At 63.0% G+C, this 22,572-nt stretch carries 18 protein-coding genes and 1 tRNA gene; 10 read left to right on the top strand and 9 right to left on the bottom strand.

Annotation, left to right across the window (positions count from 1 at the left end):
• Window positions 1–41: 41 nt before the first annotated feature.
• Complete coding sequence (locus G6N73_RS21850; protein WP_165031450.1) at window positions 42–2,117, bottom strand: putative bifunctional diguanylate cyclase/phosphodiesterase; 2,076 nt, start codon at window positions 2,115–2,117, stop codon at window positions 42–44.
• Between the two features lie 251 nt (window positions 2,118–2,368).
• Here G6N73_RS21850 and G6N73_RS21845 point away from each other — a divergent pair, with 251 nt between their 5' ends.
• The 3 genes from G6N73_RS21845 to tdh all read left to right on the top strand — a co-directional run bounded on the left by G6N73_RS21845 (window position 2,369) and on the right by tdh (window position 6,323).
• Window positions 2,369–3,574 carry an acyl-CoA dehydrogenase gene (locus tag G6N73_RS21845; RefSeq protein WP_165031448.1) on the top strand — a complete coding sequence of 402 codons (1,206 nt, stop codon included), beginning with the start codon at window positions 2,369–2,371 and terminating at the stop codon, window positions 3,572–3,574.
• A 312-nt stretch (window positions 3,575–3,886) separates the two neighbouring features.
• Window positions 3,887–5,071, top strand: a complete 1,185-nt coding sequence (locus G6N73_RS21840) for a glycine C-acetyltransferase (RefSeq protein WP_165031446.1) — start codon at window positions 3,887–3,889, stop codon at window positions 5,069–5,071.
• Between the two features lie 217 nt (window positions 5,072–5,288).
• Entirely contained in the window at window positions 5,289–6,323 is a 1,035-nt protein-coding gene (tdh, locus tag G6N73_RS21835) for an L-threonine 3-dehydrogenase (protein ID WP_165031444.1), read from the top strand.
• Window positions 6,324–6,342: 19 nt separating this feature from the next.
• On the opposite strand, the gene G6N73_RS21830 is transcribed toward tdh, so the two are convergent.
• Window positions 6,343–6,801 carry a MarR family winged helix-turn-helix transcriptional regulator gene (locus G6N73_RS21830; RefSeq protein WP_246252397.1) on the bottom strand — a complete coding sequence of 153 codons (459 nt, stop codon included), beginning with the start codon at window positions 6,799–6,801 and terminating at the stop codon, window positions 6,343–6,345.
• 225 nt (window positions 6,802–7,026) lie between these two features.
• Here G6N73_RS21830 and hmgA point away from each other — a divergent pair, with 225 nt between their 5' ends.
• The 4 genes from hmgA (at window position 7,027) to G6N73_RS21810 (ending at window position 10,692) form a co-directional block, all read left to right on the top strand.
• Window positions 7,027–8,340: a homogentisate 1,2-dioxygenase gene (gene hmgA / locus G6N73_RS21825; RefSeq protein ID WP_165031442.1), complete on the top strand. Its 1,314-nt coding sequence runs from the start codon at window positions 7,027–7,029 to the stop codon at window positions 8,338–8,340.
• A gap of 94 nt (window positions 8,341–8,434) precedes the next feature.
• On the top strand, window positions 8,435–8,788 hold the full coding sequence (locus G6N73_RS21820; RefSeq protein ID WP_165031440.1) for a DUF1428 domain-containing protein: 354 nt from the start codon (window positions 8,435–8,437) through the stop codon (window positions 8,786–8,788).
• A gap of 10 nt (window positions 8,789–8,798) precedes the next feature.
• Window positions 8,799–9,818, top strand: coding sequence for a fumarylacetoacetate hydrolase family protein (locus tag G6N73_RS21815; protein WP_165031438.1), 1,020 nt, complete (start codon window positions 8,799–8,801; stop codon window positions 9,816–9,818).
• Window positions 9,819–10,155: 337 nt separating this feature from the next.
• Window positions 10,156–10,692 (top strand): DinB family protein, encoded by a 537-nt coding sequence (locus G6N73_RS21810; RefSeq protein WP_165031436.1) that lies wholly within the window; start codon window positions 10,156–10,158, stop codon window positions 10,690–10,692.
• Window positions 10,693–11,015: 323 nt separating this feature from the next.
• Here the strand turns inward: G6N73_RS21810 and G6N73_RS21805 are convergent.
• From G6N73_RS21805 to G6N73_RS21780, 6 genes are all read right to left on the bottom strand, one after another.
• A tRNA-Pro gene (locus G6N73_RS21805) sits at window positions 11,016–11,092 on the bottom strand.
• 153 nt (window positions 11,093–11,245) lie between these two features.
• Entirely contained in the window at window positions 11,246–12,481 is a 1,236-nt protein-coding gene (locus G6N73_RS21800; protein ID WP_165031434.1) for an O-antigen ligase family protein, read from the bottom strand.
• Complete coding sequence (locus tag G6N73_RS21795; RefSeq protein ID WP_165031432.1) at window positions 12,478–14,010, bottom strand: undecaprenyl-phosphate glucose phosphotransferase; 1,533 nt, start codon at window positions 14,008–14,010, stop codon at window positions 12,478–12,480. The genes G6N73_RS21800 and G6N73_RS21795 overlap by 4 nt, the downstream gene beginning before the upstream one ends.
• A 177-nt stretch (window positions 14,011–14,187) precedes the next feature.
• The gene (locus G6N73_RS21790) at window positions 14,188–14,655 is read right to left on the bottom strand and encodes a GNAT family N-acetyltransferase (protein ID WP_165031430.1); all 468 of its coding nucleotides are present in this window, start codon (window positions 14,653–14,655) and stop codon (window positions 14,188–14,190) included.
• A 46-nt stretch (window positions 14,656–14,701) separates the two neighbouring features.
• On the bottom strand, window positions 14,702–15,832 hold the full coding sequence (locus tag G6N73_RS21785; protein WP_165031428.1) for a glycosyltransferase: 1,131 nt from the start codon (window positions 15,830–15,832) through the stop codon (window positions 14,702–14,704).
• A gap of 19 nt (window positions 15,833–15,851) precedes the next feature.
• Entirely contained in the window at window positions 15,852–16,415 is a 564-nt protein-coding gene (locus tag G6N73_RS21780) for a polysaccharide biosynthesis/export family protein (protein WP_165031426.1), read from the bottom strand.
• 268 nt (window positions 16,416–16,683) lie between these two features.
• Here G6N73_RS21780 and G6N73_RS21775 point away from each other — a divergent pair, with 268 nt between their 5' ends.
• A complete protein-coding gene (locus G6N73_RS21775) occupies window positions 16,684–18,855 on the top strand; it encodes a GumC family protein (protein WP_165031424.1) in 2,172 nt (723 codons plus the stop codon).
• Here the strand turns inward: G6N73_RS21775 and G6N73_RS21770 are convergent.
• Window positions 18,852–20,066, bottom strand: coding sequence for a GNAT family N-acetyltransferase (locus G6N73_RS21770; protein WP_165031422.1), 1,215 nt, complete (start codon window positions 20,064–20,066; stop codon window positions 18,852–18,854). The two genes, G6N73_RS21775 and G6N73_RS21770, sit on opposite strands and share 4 nt — an antisense overlap.
• 92 nt (window positions 20,067–20,158) lie before the next feature.
• On the opposite strand from G6N73_RS21770, the gene G6N73_RS21765 reads away from it, so the two are divergent.
• Together G6N73_RS21765 and G6N73_RS21760 are read left to right on the top strand one after the other, a co-directional pair.
• Complete coding sequence (locus G6N73_RS21765) at window positions 20,159–21,217, top strand: polysaccharide deacetylase family protein (protein ID WP_165031420.1); 1,059 nt, start codon at window positions 20,159–20,161, stop codon at window positions 21,215–21,217.
• Window positions 21,218–21,773: 556 nt separating this feature from the next.
• Complete coding sequence (locus G6N73_RS21760; RefSeq protein ID WP_165031418.1) at window positions 21,774–22,220, top strand: cupin domain-containing protein; 447 nt, start codon at window positions 21,774–21,776, stop codon at window positions 22,218–22,220.
• The last annotated feature ends 352 nt before the right edge of the window (window positions 22,221–22,572 follow it).

The following is a 22,572-nucleotide window of genomic DNA, read 5'->3' as shown; positions in this document are numbered from 1 at the left end:
TCTTTCCCATCGAGCGCTGTCTCCAATTGCCGAGTCCGCTCCTACGCCCGGCTCCCCTGCAGCACCGTCAGCACCGGCTTCTTGGGCGCGCGCGACATCAGCCATTCGCGCGCCTTCTCGTCGGGCATCGGGAAGGCGATGTGGTAGCCCTGGACCTGGTCGCAGCCGATCGAAACGAGGGAATCGAGCTCGGCTTCGGTTTCGGCGCCCTCGGCAATGATGGAAATGCCGAGGCCGCGGGCAAGCTCGGTGATGGCGCGCACGATCTTGGTGTTGTCGCCGTTCGAATTGATGTTCTGGACGAAGCGGCGGTCGATCTTCAGGCGGTCGATCTCGTTGGGATTGACGTGGCTGAGCGAGGCATAGCCGGTGCCGAAATCGTCGAGTTCCAGATGCACGCCGGCCGAGCGGATGTGGCGCAGTTTGGCCGCGATGCCGGTCTTTTCGTCGTCGAGGATGACGGACTCGACGATTTCCAGCGACAGTTTTTCGGGCGGCAGACCGGCTCTTTCCAGAGTCTCGAACAGGAAGCTGTCGAAATCGTTCTCGCGCAGTTCCGAGCCCGAGACGTTGATCGCGATGCGGCCGAAGCCGATGCCTGCGCGATGCCATTCGGCGGCCTCGCTGATCGCCTTTCGCACGATGATGCGGCCTATCTCGGCCATCAGGCCGGATTTTTCCGCGACCGGTATGAATTCGCCCGGCGATACCATGCCACGTTCGGGATGCTTCCAGCGCACCAGCGCCTCGACGCCGGTAATGGCGCCGTTCGAGATGGAAACCTGCGGCTGGTAGTAGATGCTGAACGATTCCAGCGCGATCGCCGCCTTGAGGTCGGCCTCCAGCTGCTTGCGGTGCTCCAGTTCGCGCCGCAGCTCCTCCGAGAAGAAGGAGAACGCGCCGCCGCCGAGCTTCTTGGCCGAGTAGAGCGCGAGGTCGGCATGCACGGTGAGGTCGGCTGCATTGTCGGCGTCGACCGGATAGACGGCGATGCCAGCGCTGGCGCCGGGGTGGATCGTCGCGCCCTGGAAGCTGATCGGCTCGTTGATGCATTCCAGGATGCGCTTGGCGACCATGTTGATGTCCTCGGTGGCGCCGGCGCCGTTGAGGATCATGACGAATTCGTCGCCACCGAGCCGGACGCAAAGGTCGGAAGCGCGGCAGGAATCGCGCATGCGCTGGGCGGTCACCACAAGCACATAGTCGCCGGCGGCGTGGCCGAGCGTGTCGTTGATCTGCTTGAAGCGGTCTAGGTCGATCTGGACGACGGCGAGGCGCTCCTGGCGCCGGTGCGCGCCCGTGATCAGCGTGTCGAAATGGTCGGTCAGGAATGTGCGGTTGTAAAGGCCGGTCAGGCCGTCATGGATGGCGATGAAGGCCATGGAGTTGCGCGCGTCGACCAGTTCGTGGGTCCGCCGCAGCACCACGTTCGACATTGGCCTAAAGATGAACAGCGCGACCAGGACGATGATGCCGATGGTGGCGTAAAACAACGTGCGGTGCAGGTCGAGCATGCTTTCCAGGCGCTGGTCGGCATGGGAGGCGATGCGCTCGCCAAGCGCTGCGTAGCCGTCGAGCGTGGCGCGCGCGACGGTCTCATCGAGCTGCGCCCGCTCCCGGCCTGCCATGTAGCTGACGCCGGAAGTGCCGATGCCGAGCTGAGATTCGAGTGCGGCGATAAAGCGCCAGCCATTCGCGGCCAGACCATTCGAGAAGAAATCGAGGTGGTGCGGCTTGGCGAACAACACGCCTTCCACTGTCTGCGGGTCGTGGCGGGCGGGCGACATCGGATCGGCGCTGGTGCGCTCGAGCAGCAGGTCGTAATTCTTCTCGAACTCGTTGGTCGCTTCCTTGAGGAGGCGGACCAGCGCCGGCTGCTCATTGCGCGGCGCGGTATCGGCGGCGTTGGCCAGGAACACCACGCGCTGCGAAAGCGCCTTTTGGGTGCCGGTGAGAGCCAGCAGCGTCTGATCGTGCTGCTGCGCGGCCATCATCTGCTGCAGGAGGATGAAGGAGGCCATCGCCATGGCCGCGATGATCAGAAGCGCGATCCAGTAGGCGCCCTTGAAGAGCAGGATAAGCTTTCGAGCGCTGGTGTTTGCCGGCTGCTGCGACATATGAAAATAGCCCCTGAACCCAATGCTCGATACGTCATCGGACCATGTCGGGCAAAGGGTTAACATGTCGGCAAGTCAAACCGACCTATTCCCGGCGTGCGCCGCAAACCTGTATTCTGGTTAGCGATGCGTTGCGGGATTAGGAACGATTTGGGATTTGCCGGCGGCGTGCCTCGATAATAGGCATTTCACTGCCGGACATTACCCTTTAAACTGTCCGCCGAACCCCACGAAAAATTTCGGAAATGATCATGAATTTTGAAAGCAGGACGGCCAAGGCCGCGTCCTTCGTCTGGAACGACCCCTTCCTTCTCGAGGATCAGCTGAGCGAAGAAGAGCGGATGATCCGCGACGCGGCCGCAAGCTTCACCGCTGACAAGCTCGCGCCCCGTATCGAGGAAGCCTACCTCAACGAAGTGACGGATCCGTCGATCTTTCGCGAGATGGGCGAGGCCGGTCTGCTCGGCATCACCATTCCGGAGGAATATGGCGGCATCGGCGCCGGCTATGTGACTTATGGGCTGGTCGCGCGCGAGGTTGAGCGCGTCGATTCCGGCTACCGCTCCATGATGAGCGTGCAGTCGTCGCTGGTCATGTACCCGATCCATGCCTACGGCTCGGAAGAGCAGCGCCAGAAATATCTGCCGAAGCTGGCCTCGGGCGAATGGATCGGCTGCTTCGGCCTGACCGAGCCGGATGCGGGCTCCGATCCGGGCGGCATGAAGACGCGGGCCGAGAAGACGGCGAACGGCTACCGGATTTCCGGCTCGAAAATGTGGATCTCCAATGCGCCGATCGCAGACGTTTTCGTCGTCTGGGCCAAATCCGCGGCGCACGACAACCAGATCCGCGGCTTTGTCCTTGAAAAGGGCATGAAGGGGCTTTCGGCGCCGAAGATCGGCGGGAAGCTGAGCTTGCGCGCGTCGATCACCGGCGAGGTCGTCATGGAAGACGTCGAGGTCGGCGAAGACGCGCTTTTGCCCAACGTATCGGGCCTGAAGGGGCCGTTCGGCTGTCTCAACCGTGCCCGCTACGGCATCTCATGGGGCGCAATGGGCGCGGCCGAGGATTGCTGGCACCGGGCGCGGCAGTATGGGCTGGACAGAAAACAGTTCGGCAGGCCGCTTGCCCAGACGCAGCTTTACCAGAAGAAGCTCGCCGATATGCAGACCGAGATCGCGCTCGGCCTGCAGGGTTCGTTGCGCGTCGGCCGCCTGATGGACGAGGGCAAGATGGCCCCGGAGATGATCTCGATCGTCAAACGCAACAATTGCGGCAAGGCGCTCGACATTGCCCGCCAGGCCCGCGACATGCATGGCGGCAACGGCATCCAGATCGGCTACCATGTGATGCGCCACGCGCAGAACCTCGAAACGGTCAACACCTATGAGGGCACGCACGACGTGCACGCGCTGATCCTCGGCCGCGCACAGACGGGGCTTCAGGCGTTTTTCTGAGGTTTTTCCTCCCTTCTCCCGTTCACGGGGAGAAGGAGGCTCTGGCGACCACAAGACGGCTATTTCGTCGTCGCTTGGAACTTGCTCATCAGATGGGGACCGGAGCGTACAGGCGCGTATTTCGGCGTTTCGCAGGGCGCGAGGCATCGGTCGAGGCAGACGATCTCGGCGTCCGCCAGGCGGCCGATCTCCAGCGACCGTGCCTGCGATTGGGCATCCGAACACGGATTTGCCGCCAGTCGTATTTCCGATAGCTTTTTGGTGTGTGCGGCGCGAACGTCGGCCGAACTTTCCAACGAGGCGATCTTCCGTATGAGCGATGCGTTTCTTTCCCATCTGTCTTCCGAACTCGAAGGGCTGAAATCGGCCGGGCTCTACAAATCCGAGCGGGTGATCACTTCGCCGCAATCGGCGGCGATCGAGGTCGGCGGCAAGGCTCTCCTGAATTTCTGCGCCAACAATTATCTCGGCCTCGCCGACAGCGAGGAACTGCGCGAGGCCGCGAAGTCCGCCCTCGATCGCTACGGCTACGGCATGGCCTCGGTGCGCTTCATCTGCGGCACGCAGGAAGAGCACAAGCAGCTGGAAGCGAAGATTTCCGGCTTTCTCGGCATGGAGGACACGATCCTCTACGGCTCGTGTTTCGACGCCAATGGCGGTCTATTCGAGACGGTGCTTTCCGAAGAGGACGCGGTCATTTCCGACGCGCTGAACCATGCCTCGATCATCGACGGCGTCAGGCTCTCCAAGGCGAAGCGGTTCCGCTATGCCAACAACGACATGGCGGCGCTTGAGGAGGAGCTGAAAAAGGCCGAAGGCAGCCGCTTCAAGCTGATCGCCACCGACGGCGTTTTTTCCATGGACGGCATCATCGCCAATCTCCAGGGGGTGTGCGACCTGGCTGAAAAATACGATGCGATGGTGATGGTCGACGACAGCCATGCAGTCGGTTTCGTCGGCAAGAACGGCCGCGGTTCGGCCGAGCATTGCGGCGTGGAGGGCCGCATCGACATCATCACCGGCACGCTCGGCAAGGCGCTGGGCGGCGCGTCGGGTGGCTATACGTCGGCCAAGCGCGAGGTCGTTGACTGGTTGCGCCAGCGCTCACGGCCCTATCTTTTCTCCAACACGCTGATGCCGGCGATTGCCGGCGCGTCGCTGAAGGTGTTCGACATGGTGGCGGCCGGCGACGGGCTGAGGAAAAAGCTCTACGCCAACGCAGCGCGGTTCCGGTCGGGCATGACGAAGCTCGGGTTCCAACTCGCCGGGGCCGACCACCCGATCATTCCGGTGATGCTGGGCGATGCCGCTCTCGCGCAGGAGATGGCTGGGCGGCTGCTTGGCCACGGCATTTATGTAATAGGCTTCTCGTTCCCCGTGGTGCCGAAGGGGCAGGCGCGCATCCGCACGCAGATGTCGGCGGCGCATTCGGAAGCAGATATCGACCGCGCGGTGGAGGCGTTTGGAGTGGTGGGACGGGAGTTGGGAGTAGTTTGATGTTGGACCTTATTTCTGCACCGACCCCCCTCTGGCCTGCCGGCCATCTCCCCCTCAAGGGGGGAGATCGGCTGTCGCCATCGTTTTCACCAATCGTCAACGTCGCGGAAAAGGCGCTGAGCCTAAAGCTGCCAATCTCCCCCCTTGAGGGGGAGATGGCCGGCAGGCCAGAGGGGGGTCGTTGCCGAACCCGGCGCGACGGATCGGGAGCCCGCTGATGTCGAACATGATGCGCGCCCTCGTCAAAGCCAAGGCCGAGCCCGGAATCTGGATGGAACAGGTGCCGGTGCCGGAAATCGGCCCCAACGACGTGCTGATCAAGGTGAAGAAGACGGCGATCTGCGGCACCGATGTCCACATCTACAATTGGGACCAGTGGGCGCAGAAGACGGTGCCGGTGCCGATGGTCACCGGCCACGAATTCGTGGGCGAGGTTGCCGATTTCGGCAAGGCGGTGACGGAATACCGCATCGGCCAGCGCGTCTCGGGCGAAGGGCATATCGTCTGCGGCCATTGCCGCAACTGCCGCGCGGGCAGGGGGCATCTCTGCCGCAACACGCTGGGGGTCGGCGTCAACCGGCCGGGCGCATTCGCCGAATATCTTGCCATTCCGCAGCACAATGTCGTGCCGATCCCCGACGACATTCCCGACGAGGTGGCGGCGATCTTCGACCCGCTCGGCAACGCCGTCCACACCGCGTTGTCCTTCGACCTGGTCGGCGAGGATGTGCTGGTGACCGGCGCCGGGCCGATCGGCATCATGGGGGCGCTGGTGGCGCAATGCGTCGGCGCGCGCAAGGTGGTGATCACCGATATCAACCCGGCGCGCCTGGAGCTGGCCAGGAAGCTCGGCGTCCATCATGTCGTCGACGCTTCCAAGGAAAAGCTGCGCGACGTTATGCGCGAGGAGGGCATGACCGAGGGTTTCGACGTCGGCCTCGAAATGTCCGGCTCGGCGGCGGCCTTCCGCGACATGATCGACACGATGAACAATGGCGGCAAGATCGCCATTTTGGGCATCGCGCCGACCGGTTTCGAGATCGACTGGAACAAGGTCATCTTCAAGATGCTGACGCTGAAGGGCATCTATGGCCGCGAGATGTTCGAGACCTGGTACAAGATGATCGCTCTGGTGCAGGGTCCGCTCGATGTCACCGGGCTGATCACGCACCGCATCGGCATTGACGACTATCAGGCCGGCTTCGACGCCATGCGGAGCGGCAGCTCGGGCAAGGTGGTGATGGACTGGTGAGGGGCCGCGGAGCGCCCTGTCATGTTTTCTTTCGACGGTCGCCGAGCACGAGGTTCTCCAGCTGCTCGAGACCGTAGTCGAACTCCGCGAAGCGCGCGGCGCTCATCGCCCTGGATAGCTGTAGCTCGAACGTCTTCGCCAGCGGCACCATCTCGTGATAGATCTTCTCGCCGGCTTTGGTCAGTGTGAGATGTTCGATGCGCCGATCGGCCGCATCGGCCGACCGTGTCAGCCATCTGCGTTTTTCCAGCGCGGCCACGGCGCGCGAGACCTTCGTCTTGTGCATGGCGGAATGCGCGCCGACCGCAGTCGCGGTCATCGTGCCATACTGGCCGAGCGTGGCGAGCAGCCGCCATTCCGGCCGGGTCAGGCCGTAGCGATCGCGATAGATCCTTGAAAATTCCCGGCTGACGGCGTCGGCCAGCCGGTTGAGCCGGTAAGGCAGGAAGGATTCGAGAGCGAGGATTTCGTGTTCCATGGCTGTTCCGGCCGGGCGGGTTGTCGTGCGTCCTTCGAGGCTCGCTGCGCTCGCGCCTCAAGATGAGGGATGTTGGCGCGACTCTCCTCTTCCCAGAGATACGAGCGCATCGAGGCTCGAAGCTTCATCCTGAGGTGCGAGCGCGGCGAGCCTCGAAAGGATTGATAGTTACATTCTGGATGGTTACAAACGTAACGATCTGCTGTCAATCGATGGAGGCTTGCCATGAGCTATTCCTACATGCCGGGCTTCGGCAATGATTTCGAAACCGAGACGCTCCCCGGTTCGCTGCCGCAGGGCCGCAATTCGCCGCAGCGTCCCGCCTACGGCCTCTATGCCGAGCAGCTTTCCGGCTCTCCATTCACCGCGCCGCGCGGAACAAATGAAAGGTCGTGGCTCTACCGCATCCGGCCGAGCGTAAAACATACCGGCCGCTTCAAGCGGACGGATTTTTCCGGCTGGAAGGCCGCGCCGAACCTCCCCGACCATGAACTGGCGCTCGGCCAGTATCGCTGGGGGCCGGTGGCGATGCCGACTATCCCTACGGATTTCATATCCGGCGTCCGAACGATGACGACGGCCGGCGACGCGCTCGGCCAGGCCGGGATGGCGGCGCATGTCTATACCGCCAATACCGACATGGTGGACGACCATTTCTTCAATGCCGACGGCGAATTGCTGGTCGTGCCGCAGGTTGGCGGCGTCCGCTTCGTCACCGAGATGGGCGTGATAGAAATCCGGCCGGGTGAGATTTGCGTGCTGCCGCGTGGGCTGGTGTTCAAGGCCGAGCTGATCGACGGGCCCGTGCGCGGCTATATCTGCGAGAACTACGGCGCGAAGTTCACGCTGCCCGACCGCGGCCCGATCGGCGCCAACTGCCTCGCCAATCCGCGCGACTTCAAGACACCGGCGGCGTGGTTCGAGGAGAAGGAGACGCCGTGCCGGCTGATCGTCAAATGGTGCGGCAAGTTCCATGTCACGGAACTCGATCACTCGCCGCTAGACGTGGTGGCGTGGCATGGCAACTATGCGCCATACAAATATGATCTTGCTACCTATTCGCCGGTCGGCGCGATCCTGTTCGATCATCCCGATCCGTCGATCTTCACCGTGCTGACCGCGCCGAGCGGCGAGGAGGGAACGGCCAATATCGACTTCGTGATCTTTCCGCCGCGCTGGCTGGTCGCCGAAAACACCTTCCGGCCGCCCTGGTATCACCGCAACATCATGAGCGAGTTCATGGGCCTGATCCACGGCCAGTACGACGCCAAGGAGGAAGGTTTTGTCCCCGGGGGCATCAGCCTACACAATCTGATGCTGGCGCACGGGCCGGATGCAAGCGGCTTCCAGAAGGCTTCGACGGTAGAGCTGAAGCCGGTGAAACTCGAAAACACCATGGCCTTCATGTTCGAGACGCGCTTTCCGCAGATGATCACCCGCTACGCCGCCGAACTGGAGACGCTGCAGAAGGACTATATCGACTGCTGGGCCGGACTGAAGAAACGCTTCAACGGGACGATCGAGGGTGACTGGAACTGACGCGAGCAGCCATCGCAAATTTGCCGCGATCTGTTGTCGGAACCAATAAGTCTCATACGTCCTTTGATCGTCGCAACCTCGAAGGAGACAAATCATGAGCTACGTCGATGGATTCGTGCTGCCCGTGCCGAAGGCCGAGTGGGAGGAATACAAGAAGCAGGCCGAACTCGGCGCCAAGGTGTGGATGGAGCACGGCGCTCTGTCTTACGTCGAGGCAGAGGCCGATGACGTGCCGAACGGCGAGGTCACGTCGTTTCCGCTTGCGGTAGAGAAGGAAGAAGGCGAAACAATCGTGTTCTCCTTCGTTACCTACAAGTCGCGCGAGCACCGTGATGAGGTTATGAAGAAGGTGATGGCCGACCCGCGTTTGCAGCCGGGCATGCAGAACATGCCGCCCTACATGAAGCGGCTGATCTATGGCGGGTTCAAGGTGTTCCTGGAAAGGTGAGGGTGACTGAATGAAGCTGGCGACACTGAAGGACGGGACCCGCGACGGGAAACTCGTCGTCGTCTCGCGCGACCTGACGCGGTTTACCGACGCGTCCTTCCTCGCGCCAACACTGCAGGCTGCCCTCGACGACTGGAAACGGATTTCGCCGCATCTGGCAGCCATGGCCGAATCGCTGGAGGCCGGCGCGGTTCCCGCATCGCGCTTCCATGAGCATGACGCCCATTCGCCGCTGCCGCGCGCCTATCAGTGGGCCGACGGCTCGGCTTACGTCAATCATGTCGAACTGGTTCGCAAGGCGCGCGGCGCGGAAATGCCCGAAAGTTTCTGGACCGATCCGTTGATCTACCAGGGCGGCTCGGATGCGTTTCTCAGCCCCCGCGATCCGATCGTCGCGGCCGACGAAGCCTGGGGCGTCGACATGGAAGGCGAGGTCGCGGTGATCGTCGACGACGTCGCGATGGGCGCGGGCGTCGACGAAGCGCGCGAGGCGATCCGGCTGGTCATGCTGGTCAACGACGTGTCGCTGCGCGGGCTGATCCCGGCCGAACTGGCCAAAGGTTTCGGTTTCTACCAGTCCAAGCCGGCCTCGGCCTTCTCGCCGGTCGCGGTGACGCCGGACGAACTGGGCGATGCCTGGGACGGCGGCAAGGTGAGCCTGCCGCTCTGCGTCGATCTCAACGGCAAGCCGTTCGGCCGCGCCAATGCCGGCGTCGACATGACATTCGATTTCCCGCAGCTCACTGCGCATGCGGCCAAGACCAGGGCGCTCGGCGCGGGCACGATCATCGGCTCGGGCACGGTTTCCAACAAGCTCGGAGGCGGTCCCGGAAAACCGGTTTCGGAGGGCGGCGCCGGCTATTCCTGCATCGCAGAATTACGCACGCTGGAAATCATCGCCGGAGGGACGGCGACAACGCCCTTCATGCGCTTCGGCGACACCGTGCGCATCGAAATGAAGGATAAAGCCGGCCATTCGATCTTCGGCGCGATCGAGCAGACGGTGCAGAGATACGAAGGGGAGCGCTGATTTTTTCGGCGATCGGTGCTGATGAGTTGCAGGGACTAACAGATGCCGGGAAGCGCGATCTATCTTTTGTTGATCCTTTGTAGCGTCGCTACGTTTGGACTTTTGATGTCAGGGATTCGGCTTTGCCGGCAGGTTGAGGATAGATCAGAAAAACTTCGGAACTTTAGCAGCGTGGCGCGCAGGGCAAAGCTTCTCAATGTCGCCATGAACTGGAGTGTCGCGCAAGATCCTGAAACGCAGGCGCTACGGTGGCGCATGATCAATCGATTCCTGGCCATCGCAGCTCTATGCTTTACTGTTTCGTTGGCGGATTGGATTGGTTTGCTCAGGCCGTAGGATGGATATCCTTACCCACAATCGCCGTATGGCGCGGAACAATCGCTGGTCCAACGACCGGATTTATCGCGCCGTTCTCGCGTTGCAGCCGGGCGAATTCGAAGTTGCGCGGACGAGCTTCTTTCCGTCGATCAAGGAGACGCTCAACCACATACTGGCGGTCGACCTGCTTTACCTGGGTTTCCTGGAAGAAAGTGGCGTAGGCGCCGCCGCCTACGACGATTTCGCCGGCTATCACGACCCGGCAAAGCTCGCCGAGGCGCATGCCGCCGCCGACTGGAGGCTGATCGCCTTCTGCGACCGCCTTTCACAAGACGATCTCGAACGCCGCGTCGTCACCGACCGGCGTGAGAACGGCATGATTCCGGAGCGCATCGACGATCTTTTGGCGCATCTGTTCCTGCACGAAATTCACCATCGTGGGCAGGTGCATGCGATGCTCTCCGGCACGACGGTCGCGCCGCCGCAACTCGACGAGTTTCTGCTCGACTATGACCTGCATTTGCGCCGCGAAGAGGTGGAGCGGCTGGGGCTTTGAGGTCCGGGCCGCAGTAAGCAGCGCTGAAATTGGGCCGAGTCGCGACGCGACGTGGACACACGGGATGTGAGAATAACCCAAGATCCCGCGCTGTCGTGCCGATTTCGTCTCCGCCCTACACGTCGCCGCGACATGCCATCGACGATGGCCGGTTAGGGTGCAGGGTGTTGCCTGAGACGCGCCGACGAGAAACAAGCCGCGCACCCGCAAGGTGCGCGCGATATGGTTAAGAAGTCGTTTCCATAGACAGAAAAACAGCTCCCTACCATCGGGCTGCAAGCTGTTTTTGGAATTGATGGAACTGGGGATTGTCGGGGAAATTTTGGTCGGAGTGGCCGGATTCGAACCGACGACCCCTTGACCCCCAGTCAAGTGCGCTACCGGGCTGCGCTACACTCCGGACCGCGAAAACCCCTATATTCTCAAGGTTTGTAGTGCAAGGCCAAAGTGGCTCAGATCGAGGAAAATCGGAACTGCTGGAACTCGATTGCCTCGCACCCATACGACGCCGTCAGCCTGAAACCCATGGTCTTTGCCATCGTGACGATGAAATTTATGATTGCCGTGCAGCGCCGCGCTGGTGGTGGTATTCCAGTCCCATGCCGCCCCAGATCAGGCCCAGAAGCAGGTAGAAATGCCGCCAGTGGTCGGTGTCGATCACCGTGCCGAGCGCGATATGGCCGACGAACACGACATAGGCGCAGAGCACATAGGGTTGCCACGGCCGGTTGCGGAACAGGATGCGGAAGCCGCCGGCAAGCGTCCAGCCGATCAGTATCGCGTAGGAAGCAAAGCCCAGCCAGCCATAGTCGAGCAGCGCCTTCAGCCAGATGTTGTGCGTGTCTTCGCCGAGCATCTGGCCGAATACGAGCGGGCCGATGCCGAATGGGTGTTCCATCGCCATCAGGAACCCGATGCCGAAGCGCGCAAAGCGGCCAAGGCGCGCGCTGTCATAATCCTGGACGAGTTGGGCGCGGGCGGTGAACAATTCCGAGATGGCCGGGATCTGCAGCGCGACCAGCAAGGCGAGGGCCAGCAGCACGGCTGCGGCGATGCTCATGGCGACGATGCGCAGCCGGAACGAGCCGCTCGAACTCTGCAGGAACAGCATCGCCGTCAGCAGCACGGCCGAGGCGCCGAACAGACCCCATCCGCCGCGCGAGAAGGACAGGAAGATGCCGCCGACGATGATCAGCAGTGGCACGGCGTAGAGGATCATCCGCGCGGGGCTGCCGGTCAGAAGGCGGTAGAGCAGGTAAATGCCGGGCAGCGTCAGGAACGGTCCGAACACGTTCGGGTCCTGGAAGGCGCCGGCGGCGCGCTCGAATTTAGTGAACATCTCGGCACCCGGAAAGGCATGGAAATAACCCAGTATGCCGAGTGCGGCGGTGCAGATGGCGGCTGTGACCCAGGCGAGAAAGATCACGCGGTAGAGGCCGGGCTGCCGTTCGACGGCGGCGGCGAAGAACACCGCGGTGAGCGCCAGGAACAGCGAGACGGCGATGTAGAGCGGTGCGTCCTTCAGTGCCGACATCTGCGTCATGGCGATCATGCCGCCTATGTTGAAGGCGATGAGCAGCACCAGAAGCGGCGCGACGGTGCGGGAAATCCTCAGGCCGAACAGCGCCCACACCGCTATCAGCCCGGCCATGTAGAGTTCGTAGGGAGCCGGCTCGCGGATGACGAAGCCGGAGAGAAGTACGCCGAGCGAGATCGCGCCGGCCGAGATCAGCGCGACAAGCTTGGCGTTGACCGCCTCGCGCGGCAGCTCATGCGTGATCGCGCTCAATAGGCGTTTTCCGTGTTCAGCAGCCGGACCGGCGTCAGGAGCAGGATCTTCAGATCGAGCCAGAGCGACCAGTTCTCGATGTAATAGAGGTCGTATTCGGTGCGCTTGCGGATCTTCTCGTCGGTATCCATCTCGCCGCGCCAGCCATTGATCTGCGCCCAGCCGGTCACGCCGGGTTTCACCCGGTGGCGCGCGAAATAGCCGTCGACTACTTCGTTGTAGAGGAGGTTGTGCGACTGTGCCGCAATCGCATGCGGACGCGGGCCGACGAGCGACAGCGACCCGAACAGCGCGTTGAAGAATTGCGGCAACTCGTCGATCGAGGTTTTGCGGATGATGCGGCCGACGCGGGTGACGCGCGGATCGTTCTTGGTGACCGCCTGCCTGGCGCTCGGGTCCGACAACTCGGTAAACATCGATCGGAACTTGTAGACCTCGATGACCTCATTGTTGAAGCCGTGCCGCTTCTGCCGGAAGATGACCGGGCCCTCGCTGTCGAGCTTTATCGCGATCGCCGTGATCAGCATCACCGGCGAGAAAAGGGCGATGCCGATCAGGCTGAGCACGATGTCGAAGGCGCGCTTGGCGACCGAATCCCAGTCGTTGATCGGCTTGTCGAAAATGTCCAGCATCGGTACCGAGCCGATGTAGGAATAGGAGCGGGGGCGGAACTGTAGCTGGTTGGAATGCGCCGACAGGCGGATGTCGACCGGCAGCACCCAGAGCTTCTTGAGCAACGCCAGAACCCGCGTCTCGGCAGTGATCGGCAGCGCCACGATCAGCATGTCGATGCGCGCGATGCGGGCGAATTCGATAAGCTCGGCGATGTTGCCGAGCTTCGGATATCCCGCGACGATCGGCGGCGAGCGCTTGTCGTCGCGGTCGTCGAAGATGCCGCAGATGCGGATGTCGTTGTAAGGCTGCTGCTCGACCGAGCGGATCAGCGCTTCGGCGCTCTTGCCGCCGCCGACGATAACGGCGCGCCGCTCCATCGCGCCATTGCGCGCCCAGCGGCGGATCATGTTCGACAGCACCAGCCGCAGCCCGAAGATCAGCGCAAAGCCGATGACGAACCAGCCGCCGAACAGGAGGCGCGAAAAATCCTCCGAAACCTTCATGAAGAAACCAGCCAATGCCAGCAGCGCGAAAGCGCCTGACCAGACAAGCAATATGCGGCCTAGATTGCGCACCGGCCGCATCAGCGCCTGGACCTGGTAGCAGTCGCTCAGTTCGAGCAGGATGACGGCGGCCAGCGACACGGCTGCTATGATCGCAGCATACTGCCAGAACAGGTGGGTGTTGAGGCCGACGCGGTAGGCGAACAGCACGAAGCCGGAGGCGAACAGCAGCGCGAACTCGACGAGCCGCAGCACGCCGCTGACCATCACCGGAGACATGGTGTCGCGGCGATACTGCGAGGCGACCTGGAGCGCGACCTTGTTCAGCCGACCGGCGGGTTCTGCGCCCGCACTCTCGAGCTTCCTCACCGCATCCAGCGAAAAACGATTTGCCGGGTCGATCTCGTTCATTGGGCCATGATCCGTAGTTGCTGCAGCCTTAACAAAGAGCAGCTAAGAAACCTTTTAGATCGGTGGTCGCTTTGGATCGGTTTTGGGGAATCGGCAGCCCAGTGGGTAAGAGCTGACTCTTGGTTCCGGAGTCGTAAGGGTACTTGGGTTATGAAAAGCCGGCTTGTTTCCTGCGGGTTACCGGTTGAGCTTTTTGCTCATATAGACGGTTGTCCCACCCAAGAAGGGCTCCCGTTCGACAATGAGATATCCAGTCTTCTCATAGAGAGCGACATTGGCCTCGAAAGCAGCATTTGTCAGCAAGCGAACCTCGGCGCGTCCGGCCCCAATGGCTTTGCGCTCGGCATGCGCCAACAGCTCCCGGCCCAGCCCCTTGCCTTGATTGTTCGGCCCAACGGCGATATTTTCGATCCAGAGATGATCATCGTGTAGGATCGTCTCGATCAACCCGACCATTCTCGAACCGATATACATCAAGTCGATCTGGTGTTCCTGAACGGCGAGCTCGTAGTCGGCGTTCATTGGTCGAGGTTCGCGACCAATAATGGGAATCCATTTTGCGTATGCAGAGCGCACAACGTCACGAATAATTCCGGCGTCTTTCGATTTTGCGGCCCGGAATTCCACAAAGAGGTTTGGCGGCATGGGAATTCCTTGCAAGACGAATAAAAAATCCGACCGAATGGTAAGTTCACGATCTTAGCGTGGCGAAATAGGCCTTCTCGATTGCCGCCGCCATCACGTCCGCGCCGAACCGCGCCCGTAGTTCGGCGGGGGCCGGCATCAGAGTCCGATAGGATGTAGGGTCGGCCAGCGCCTCGGCCATTTTTTCAGCGAGTTCTCCAGCGTCGGGGTAGATCAACGCCGGCGAGTCTTGTCCGAAAATCTCCGGAATGCCGCCGACGGCGGTCGCCACCATCGGCAAGCCGGCGGCCAGGGCTTCTAGTACGATATAAGGCATAGCCTCGGCGCGGGAGGGAACGACGATCAGCCTGCCGAGCGCGAAGGCGCGGCGCGCCGGCATCGGATCCAGGAACTTCACCCGGCTAGCGAAGCCCAGCCGGCCGACCTCGGCCTTGTAGCGGGACAGATCCTCGCCATCGCCGACCATCACCGCGCCGACTTCGCGGCCAAGCCGCTTTTCGACTTCCGGCAGTGCGGCGAGGAACAGGTCGGGACCCTTCAGGTCGCGCATCATGCCGATATAGAGGAGATCCGCGGCGTCGGCCTCGGCCACGACCGGGTCGAATTCCGGTGCGGTGAGGCCGTTATAGACCAGGCTGTTGGCAACGTGCGGCGGCCCGATCTTTCGGATGAAGGTGCGCCGCTCATAATCGGAGACGAACAGCAGATGGTCGCTGAAGCGCTCCATCAGGCGTTCCAGACCGAAGAACAGCTTTCCCGTCAGCGTGCCTTCGTCATAGTGCAAACTGCCGCCATGCGGCGAATAAAGGCGGGCTACGCGAGACCTTGATACCCGCAACAGTGAGCCGAACATCCGTGCATAGACGCCGCCCTTGGCGCCGTGGCCGTGCAGCACGTCCGGCTTCAATTCCTTGATGATCTGGTAGGTGCGCCAGGCCGAAGCGATATCGCCCGGACCGACATGACGCTGCATCGGCGTGCGCGATATGCCGAGCGCCAGCATCTCCTTCATTTCGGCGAACAGGCGCTCCTCGAAGTCGCCGCCGGTGGTCGAATCGCAGACGATGCCGACCGCGTGGCCCGCCGCCACCTGCGCCTGCGCCAGATCGCGCACATGCCTGAAGATGCCGCCGACCGGCGAGCGGAAACAATGGACGATGCGCAATTTTTCAGTCACGGCCGGTCCGCGGGCTGCATCAGAAGAGGCGCTCGCGGACAAAGACGGTGTCGCCGGGAAGAAGTGGGTCCGACGTGAGCACCCGGCCGGTCATCACCTTGCCGTTGATGGTGCGGGTAATATCGACATTGGCCTGGTTGGCGCGCGGGGTGAAGCCGCCGGCGATTGCCACTGCCTGATGGGCCGTCAGGCCGGGAACATAGGAATACTGTCCGGCCGCACCCACTTCGCCCATGACGAAGATCGGACGGTAGCGGTCGACCTCCACCGAGACATCTGGATCGCGCAAAAAGCCTTCGCGCAGCTTGGCGGCAAGGGCGGCCTCGACCTGCTGGGCGGTATGGCCGCGCGCCGGCACGGACCCGACCAGTGGGAAGGCGATGTAGCCGGACTGGTCGACGGCGTAGGTGTTGGTCAGGCCTTCCTGCTCGAAAACGGTGACGCGGACGCGATCTCCCGCGCCCAGAATATAGGGCTGATCCAGCACTTCGTGAAATGCGGCAGGCGCCGGCCGATAGCTCGAACACCCGGCAACCAGCAGTGCAGCGGCAAGCGCGTGGAAGACGGGCAGGGGTCTTTTCATGGCCTTACACGTACCTTTGACGAATCTTCCCCGGAGACGGACGCCGGTAACCTTTGCTGGAAGCGGTTATCATCCTGTTAGGGTTAATGGCCGGTAAAGGCTGCCTGTACGGGGCGCATTGCAGGCGGGAATTGCGGCGTACTTTCTCGGTTCCGCGAATATCGGTCGGACCAGCCTCCAGGCGAAGGCGCTCGCGTCCCCGCATCTTAACCCCTGAGTTACCATAGTTGTTTACGGTGCCTTCTGTTACGTCCCGGAGTAGGAATGCATGTCAGGCGTCCAATCCACCGCCAGCGATGTCGATGTCGATCTGGGCCGGCTGTTTTCCAGCCTGGCGCGGAACTGGCTGCGCATACTGACCGCGGCGCTCGCTATCACCGCGCTCGCCTTCGTTCTCGCATGGACGGCAACGCCGCATTACAACGCCGAGACGCGCATCCTGATCGAGACGCGCGAATCCGTGTTCACCCGGCCCCAAGGCAGCGGCGAAAACGAGCGCCCGGTTCTCGACGAGGAGGGCGTCACCAGCCAGGTCGAGGTGATCACATCCAACGACATATTGAAGCAGGTGGCGAAGGAACTCGACCTTGCCAGCCTGCCGGAATTCGACCCGGCCCTGAAGATGTCGCTGGTCGGCCGGCTCATGGTCATTGCCGGGCTGAAGAGCGACCCGGCCGAAGTGCCGCCCGAGGAGCGCGTGCTCAAGGCGATGCGCGAAAAGCTCGTGGTCTACCGCGTCGAGAATTCGCGAGTCATCGTCATCGAATTCTCGTCCGAGGATCCGAAGCTTGCGGCCGCCGTGCCAAACGCCATCGCCGACGCCTATCTGGCGGTCAGCCGCGACGCCAAGCTGCAGTCCAATTCGGCCGCTACCGATTGGCTCGAGCCTGAAATCGCCGATCTGAGCAGGCGCGTTAAGGAGGCCGAAGCGCGCGTCGCCGAATTCCGCTCACAGTCGGATCTCCTTGTGGGCCAGAACAATTCGGTCCTCGCCACGCAGCAGCTTTCCGAGCTTTCGACCGAACTGTCGCGTGTGCGCGCCAGCCGTGGTGCGGCCGAAGCGACGGAGCAGGCTGTCAGGGCCGCGCTCGACAGCGGCGGCTCGCTGGACGCGTTTCCGGAGGTGCTGTCCTCCAGCCTGATCCAGCGGCTGCGCGAACGGCAGGTGCAGCTGCAGGCGGATATCGCCGATCTCTCCACCACGCTGCTCGACAATCATCCGCGCATCAGGGCGCTGCGGTCGCAGCTTGCCGATCTCGACCGGCAGATCCGCCAGGGGGCGGAAAACGTGCTGAAGGGGCTTTCGGCCGAGGCCAAAACCGCGCAGGCGCGCGAGCAGCAGCTTATAGCCGACCTGAACACGCTGAAGGCCGAATCCTCGCGCGCCGGCGAGGAAGAGGTGGAACTCAGGGCGCTGGAGCGGGAAGCCGCTGCGCAGCGCGAATTGCTGGAATCCTATTTGACCCGCTATCGCGAGGCGTCGTCGCGCCGCGACGGAAATTACCTGCCGGCCGACGCACGGGTGTTTTCGCGCGCCATCGTGCCGTCGGAGCCGTATTTTCCAAAGATTCTGCCGATCGTGATCGCGAGCTTCGTCGCCTCGCTGATGATCATGGCGGTGATCACTCTGCTGCAGGAGCTGTTTTCCGGACGCGCCATGCGCCCGGCTTCCACCGCGCGCGTCGCTCCGGTCGAGCAGGTGGTGATGCCGGTGGTGACCGAACCGGCAGTGGCCGTTGCCGAGCCAATCGAGCCGCTGCCCACCGTCCGCGATTTCGAGCCGGAGCCTGAGCCGAAGTTGGCGCCGGCACCTGAGCCGCAGCCGCAAACCATCCTGCCGGGCCTCGGCGAGATCGACATAGCGGGTGCGGCCGAAAAACTGATCGCGGGCGGCGCGACGCGGGCGCTGTTCATTTCGCCGGAGGGCGACGAGGCGGCGGCAACCGCCGTGCTGGTGGCGCGTGAAGTCGCTGATGCCGGCCTGCGGGTGCTGCTGCTCGACCTGACGGCGTCGGGAGCTGCGTCGCGGCCGATGCTCGACAGCGGCCGCTTTCCCGGCATCACCAATCTGCTTGCCTCCGAGGCGCAATTCACCGAGGTGATCCACGCTGACCACTATTCGGACTGCCACGTCATTCCCGTCGGCACCGCCGATCCGGTGCACGCCATGCGCGCTGCCGACCGGCTGCCGATCATCCTGGAATCGCTGACCTCCGCCTATGATGTCGTGATCGTCGAATGCGGCCCCGCCGATGCCGCCAGCATCGGGCGGCTGGTGGCGGAGGGCACCGAGATACTGGTCTCCGTCCTGTCGTCGACCGATGAGGTGCTGGCCGCCCGCGACGATCTCGAGGCCGGCGGCTACGGCAGCCCGACGCTGGTCACGCCCGAGGGAAGCGAGAGCCCGATGTCGCCGCTGCCGGGGCGCAGCGCCGCCTAGTCTTCCGCGGAGGCTGCCGGCTGTCCCGCGGCCTTCTTGCGCAGAGCCTTGGTCAGCTTCCAGATCAGCGGGCTCGTCTTGACGAAGGCCTTCAGGTGCGCCTTGAGCCGCATCGAGGCCGCGAAGGCGCGGCCTTTCAGGGTCAGCGGTACGACCGCGTCCATGTGGCGGGTCTCGATATCGCACCAGAGCCGCTTGTAGGGCTCGTCGCCGACGCTGAAATCATAAACCGAAAAACCCTGAGCGCAGGCCTCGCGGATATTGTCGAAGAACAGGAAATCGCCGGGGCTGGCATGCGCCAACTCGTCCTCGGCGATCGCACCGAATTCGCAGATCAGGCGCTTTCCGGAGCGGCTGGAGCCGGTGACCGCGCGCAGCTTGCCGTCGACCTCCAGCCCGTGCAGCACGAAGGGCGGCGGCGAGGCTGCGAGCGCGTCGGTGAACAGCGCGCGGAAGAACGCCTGCACCTTGGCGTCGCCGAAGACATTGGCGATGCCGGCGCGGCGAAAGCGATCCTCCTTCATGACGAAAAAGGCATCGAGCATGCGCGTGACCTCGGCAGGGGAGGTCGCCTCGATGCGCGTGAAGCCGCCCGCCGCCTCGAATTTGCGCGTCTGAGAACGGTGCTTCTTTCGTTTGCGCTTGCCGCTCGCCCGGTCGAGCAGCGCCTCGAAGCCGCCATCGAGGCAGACGGCGAGCGACAGGTTGGGGCTGGAGTAGTGAGGCAGCGCCAGCAGCGGATTGGGTAGGTCCTCGAAGTCCGGAAGCAGGCGCTCCAGCGCGACGATGTCGATGTCCGGCCGTGCCCGGCCGATCTCGGCCGTCAGCGCCTGCATCTCGGCTGCGCCGGCTGTCGCCAGCCAGGAGGGGTCGGCGGCGGCGAAATTGCCGTTGGCGTGCGAGCCGCCCATGAAGCGGGCGATCCGCACCGGCCCCGCACGAACGATTTCGAGCGCCAGCGCAAACACCGGGCGTCCGCTGGAAAAAAACACCGCAATGACATGATCTGTCTCGGCTTTCGCCGTCCAGGTTGCAACCCATTCCGGGCTCTGCGCGGGTGCGAAAACGCCCGTCCCGCAAAGCTCCGAGTATTGTCCAAGGATTTCCGGGGCGGCGCTGGCTACCGTGATGGAAAAGGCCGGGGCGGCCGTTTCGCGGCTTGATTCGGCCGTGACCCTCTTGGCGCCAATTGACCGGGCCGCGTCAACCATCCTTCAATCCTTCGGGCGTAAGCATTGCGCCGTGGGGCTTCGCGTCACAGCGTTCCATTGATGGGACGAGAGTAGCCGCAAAAGGTGAAGGAATGATCGACGGGGGCGAAGCGATCCGCAAACTGGCCCTCAACGTGGCCAGGTTTACGGGATTAGCGCCCCTGGCTAGGTCGCTCGTCGGCGGCGTCGGCGCGATCCTGATGCTGCACCGCGTTACCGCCAATCCGGAAAAACCGCTCGGCGTCAACCGGCATTTGAACATAGCGCCCGATTTCCTCGACGCCGTGCTGGCCGATATGAAGGCGCGCGGCTACGAATTCGTGACGCTGGACGAAGCGATCGAGCGCCTGCGCAAGGGCGGCAATACCGGCCAGTTCGCCACCATCACCGCAGACGACGCCTACCGCGACAATTTCACCGAAGCGCTGCCGGTGCTGGAGACGCATCGCGCGCCGCTGACGATCTATGTGGCGCCGGCGCTGATCAGCGGTGACGCCGATCTCTGGTGGGATGTGGTCGACGAGATCGTCAGCCAGGGCGAGCCGATCTCGCTGGAGACGAAACGTGGCCGGGAAATCATCGCCTGCTCCACATCGGCCAAAAGATTCGCGGCCAATGCGCGGCTGCACGAGCACCTGACCAGCGACATCCGCGAGCAGGACCAGCGCCAGGTGCTGCATGTTCTCGCCCGCGCGAGCGGCGTCGACCCGGACGCGCCGCGGCGCAAGACGCTGATGGACTGGGACGAGATCCGCCGGATCGCCGCACACCCGCTGGTGACGATCGGGGCGCATACGGTGAACCATTACAATCTGATGCGGCTCGACGAGGAAACCGCGAGGCGCGAAATGACCGACGCAGCGCGGATCCTCGAATCCGAGATCGGGCAGAAGCCGCGCCATATGGCCTATCCCTATGGCTATGCGGGAGCGGTCGGCGCACGCGAAGTGATGCTGGCGCGCGAGGCCGGCTACGCGTCGGCGGTGACCACACGCCATGGCGTGCTGCGCGCCGAGCATGCGGACCATCTCCACGCTTTGCCGCGCATCTCGATCAACGGCCGCTATCAGCGCGTGGCGCACATCCGCACCATGCTGTCGGGTGTCACCACGCCACTCGCCAACGCCGGCAAGATGGTGGTGACGGTTTAGGGAAATGCGACTGGCAGCTCAGGGTGGGAATGCGTCATTCCCAGCGGGCGAATGAATGACGCATGCGCGCTACAAGCGGACGCCGCTTACCTTCTGAAAGAAGACGGTGCTCGTCCGTAGGTCGCTCGAAACGGGGCATCGAAACGCCGCGCGCTTCCAAAAACCGGATGCGAAAGCTATGTCGGAGAGCGGTAGGCAGGCCCAATCGGTACGTGGGTGCGGTGCAGGAACGATCAGGCTTTGCGGGACATCTTCGCCGGCAGCGAGCACCATGTCGTCAACATTCTGCCGCTCACCTCTGGAGTGCGGCGGGAGGTAGGAGTATCCTAGCTGCGATTACGGCGGTGTCCGTCTTACGGGCGGCGCTTGATAAACCCCCGCCGTTGGAAGCGCTTGTACGGCACTATCGTCTGACGCCGAGCGAAGTGCAGATGCTCCTCGCCATTGTCGATGTCGGTGGCGTGCCGGATGTCCTCCAATCGGAGGAGGCCGCGCGTGCGGATGTCCGCCATTATCGCTGAGGAGCGGTCAAGGCTAAGCCAGGGAGGTTGGCATCATGTTTATCGACAGCAAAGACATGTCCGTGCATCGTCGGCACTTCGTTTACGGTGGCGCCGCCGCCTTTAGCGCCATAGTGGCCGCGCTGCTCGGCGGCTCGAAACCGGCGCGGGCTGAGACGTACGGACCCAACGAGGGCCAGGAGTTGGCCCCGGGCGTCCGGGCTGTGGAGCTCGGCAAGGGGGACGCGATCATCCCCAGCTACAAGACCGTCTCGCTGGTCGATCTCGTCTTTCAGCCGCAGTCGAACCTGCCGAGTGGCAGCATGCCGAATGCGATGGTCTGTCACATTCTCGAGGGCGAAGTGACGGTTGTGCAGGACGGCAAGGAGTTCCAGGCCAAAAAGAACCACGTGTGGACCTGTGCCGAGGGCACGCAGGAGGGGGCCCGGAACGAGGGGAACGCAGTCGCGGTCATGCGGATCACGAAGATGCTGACCGCATGACGCAGCGGGCGGCAAAGGAGGCCGTGATGCCGACACTGGGGCGCGACGAGGATCGCCCGGTCCTTCTCGGCATCACGCTTTGCCTTGGATGGTAAACGCCCCCAGATTGTCGGCATGAGAAGGAGCGCCCCGATCGCCAACCGGGCGGCCACCATCGTGGGCGCGGCTCCGTTTCGACAGCAGTTTTTGAAGAATTGAGCTTCGACCTGGCCGTCGGGCTGGCTCTGACCTTTTCTTGATGTCGCTATCGTAACAGGGCAGATCAGATGGCCGAGCAGTCGCACGAAAGCTGCCTGATGTCTGTAATGCGATCGACTTGCGTCATCCGGCGTTCGGTGCCAGACGACCACAA

Source organism: Allomesorhizobium camelthorni (assembly GCF_011045125.1).
Lineage (GTDB): Bacteria > Pseudomonadota > Alphaproteobacteria > Rhizobiales > Rhizobiaceae > Allomesorhizobium > Allomesorhizobium camelthorni.
Note: the sequence above shows the minus strand (reverse complement) of the source record. Positions and strands in the feature narration are given on the sequence as shown.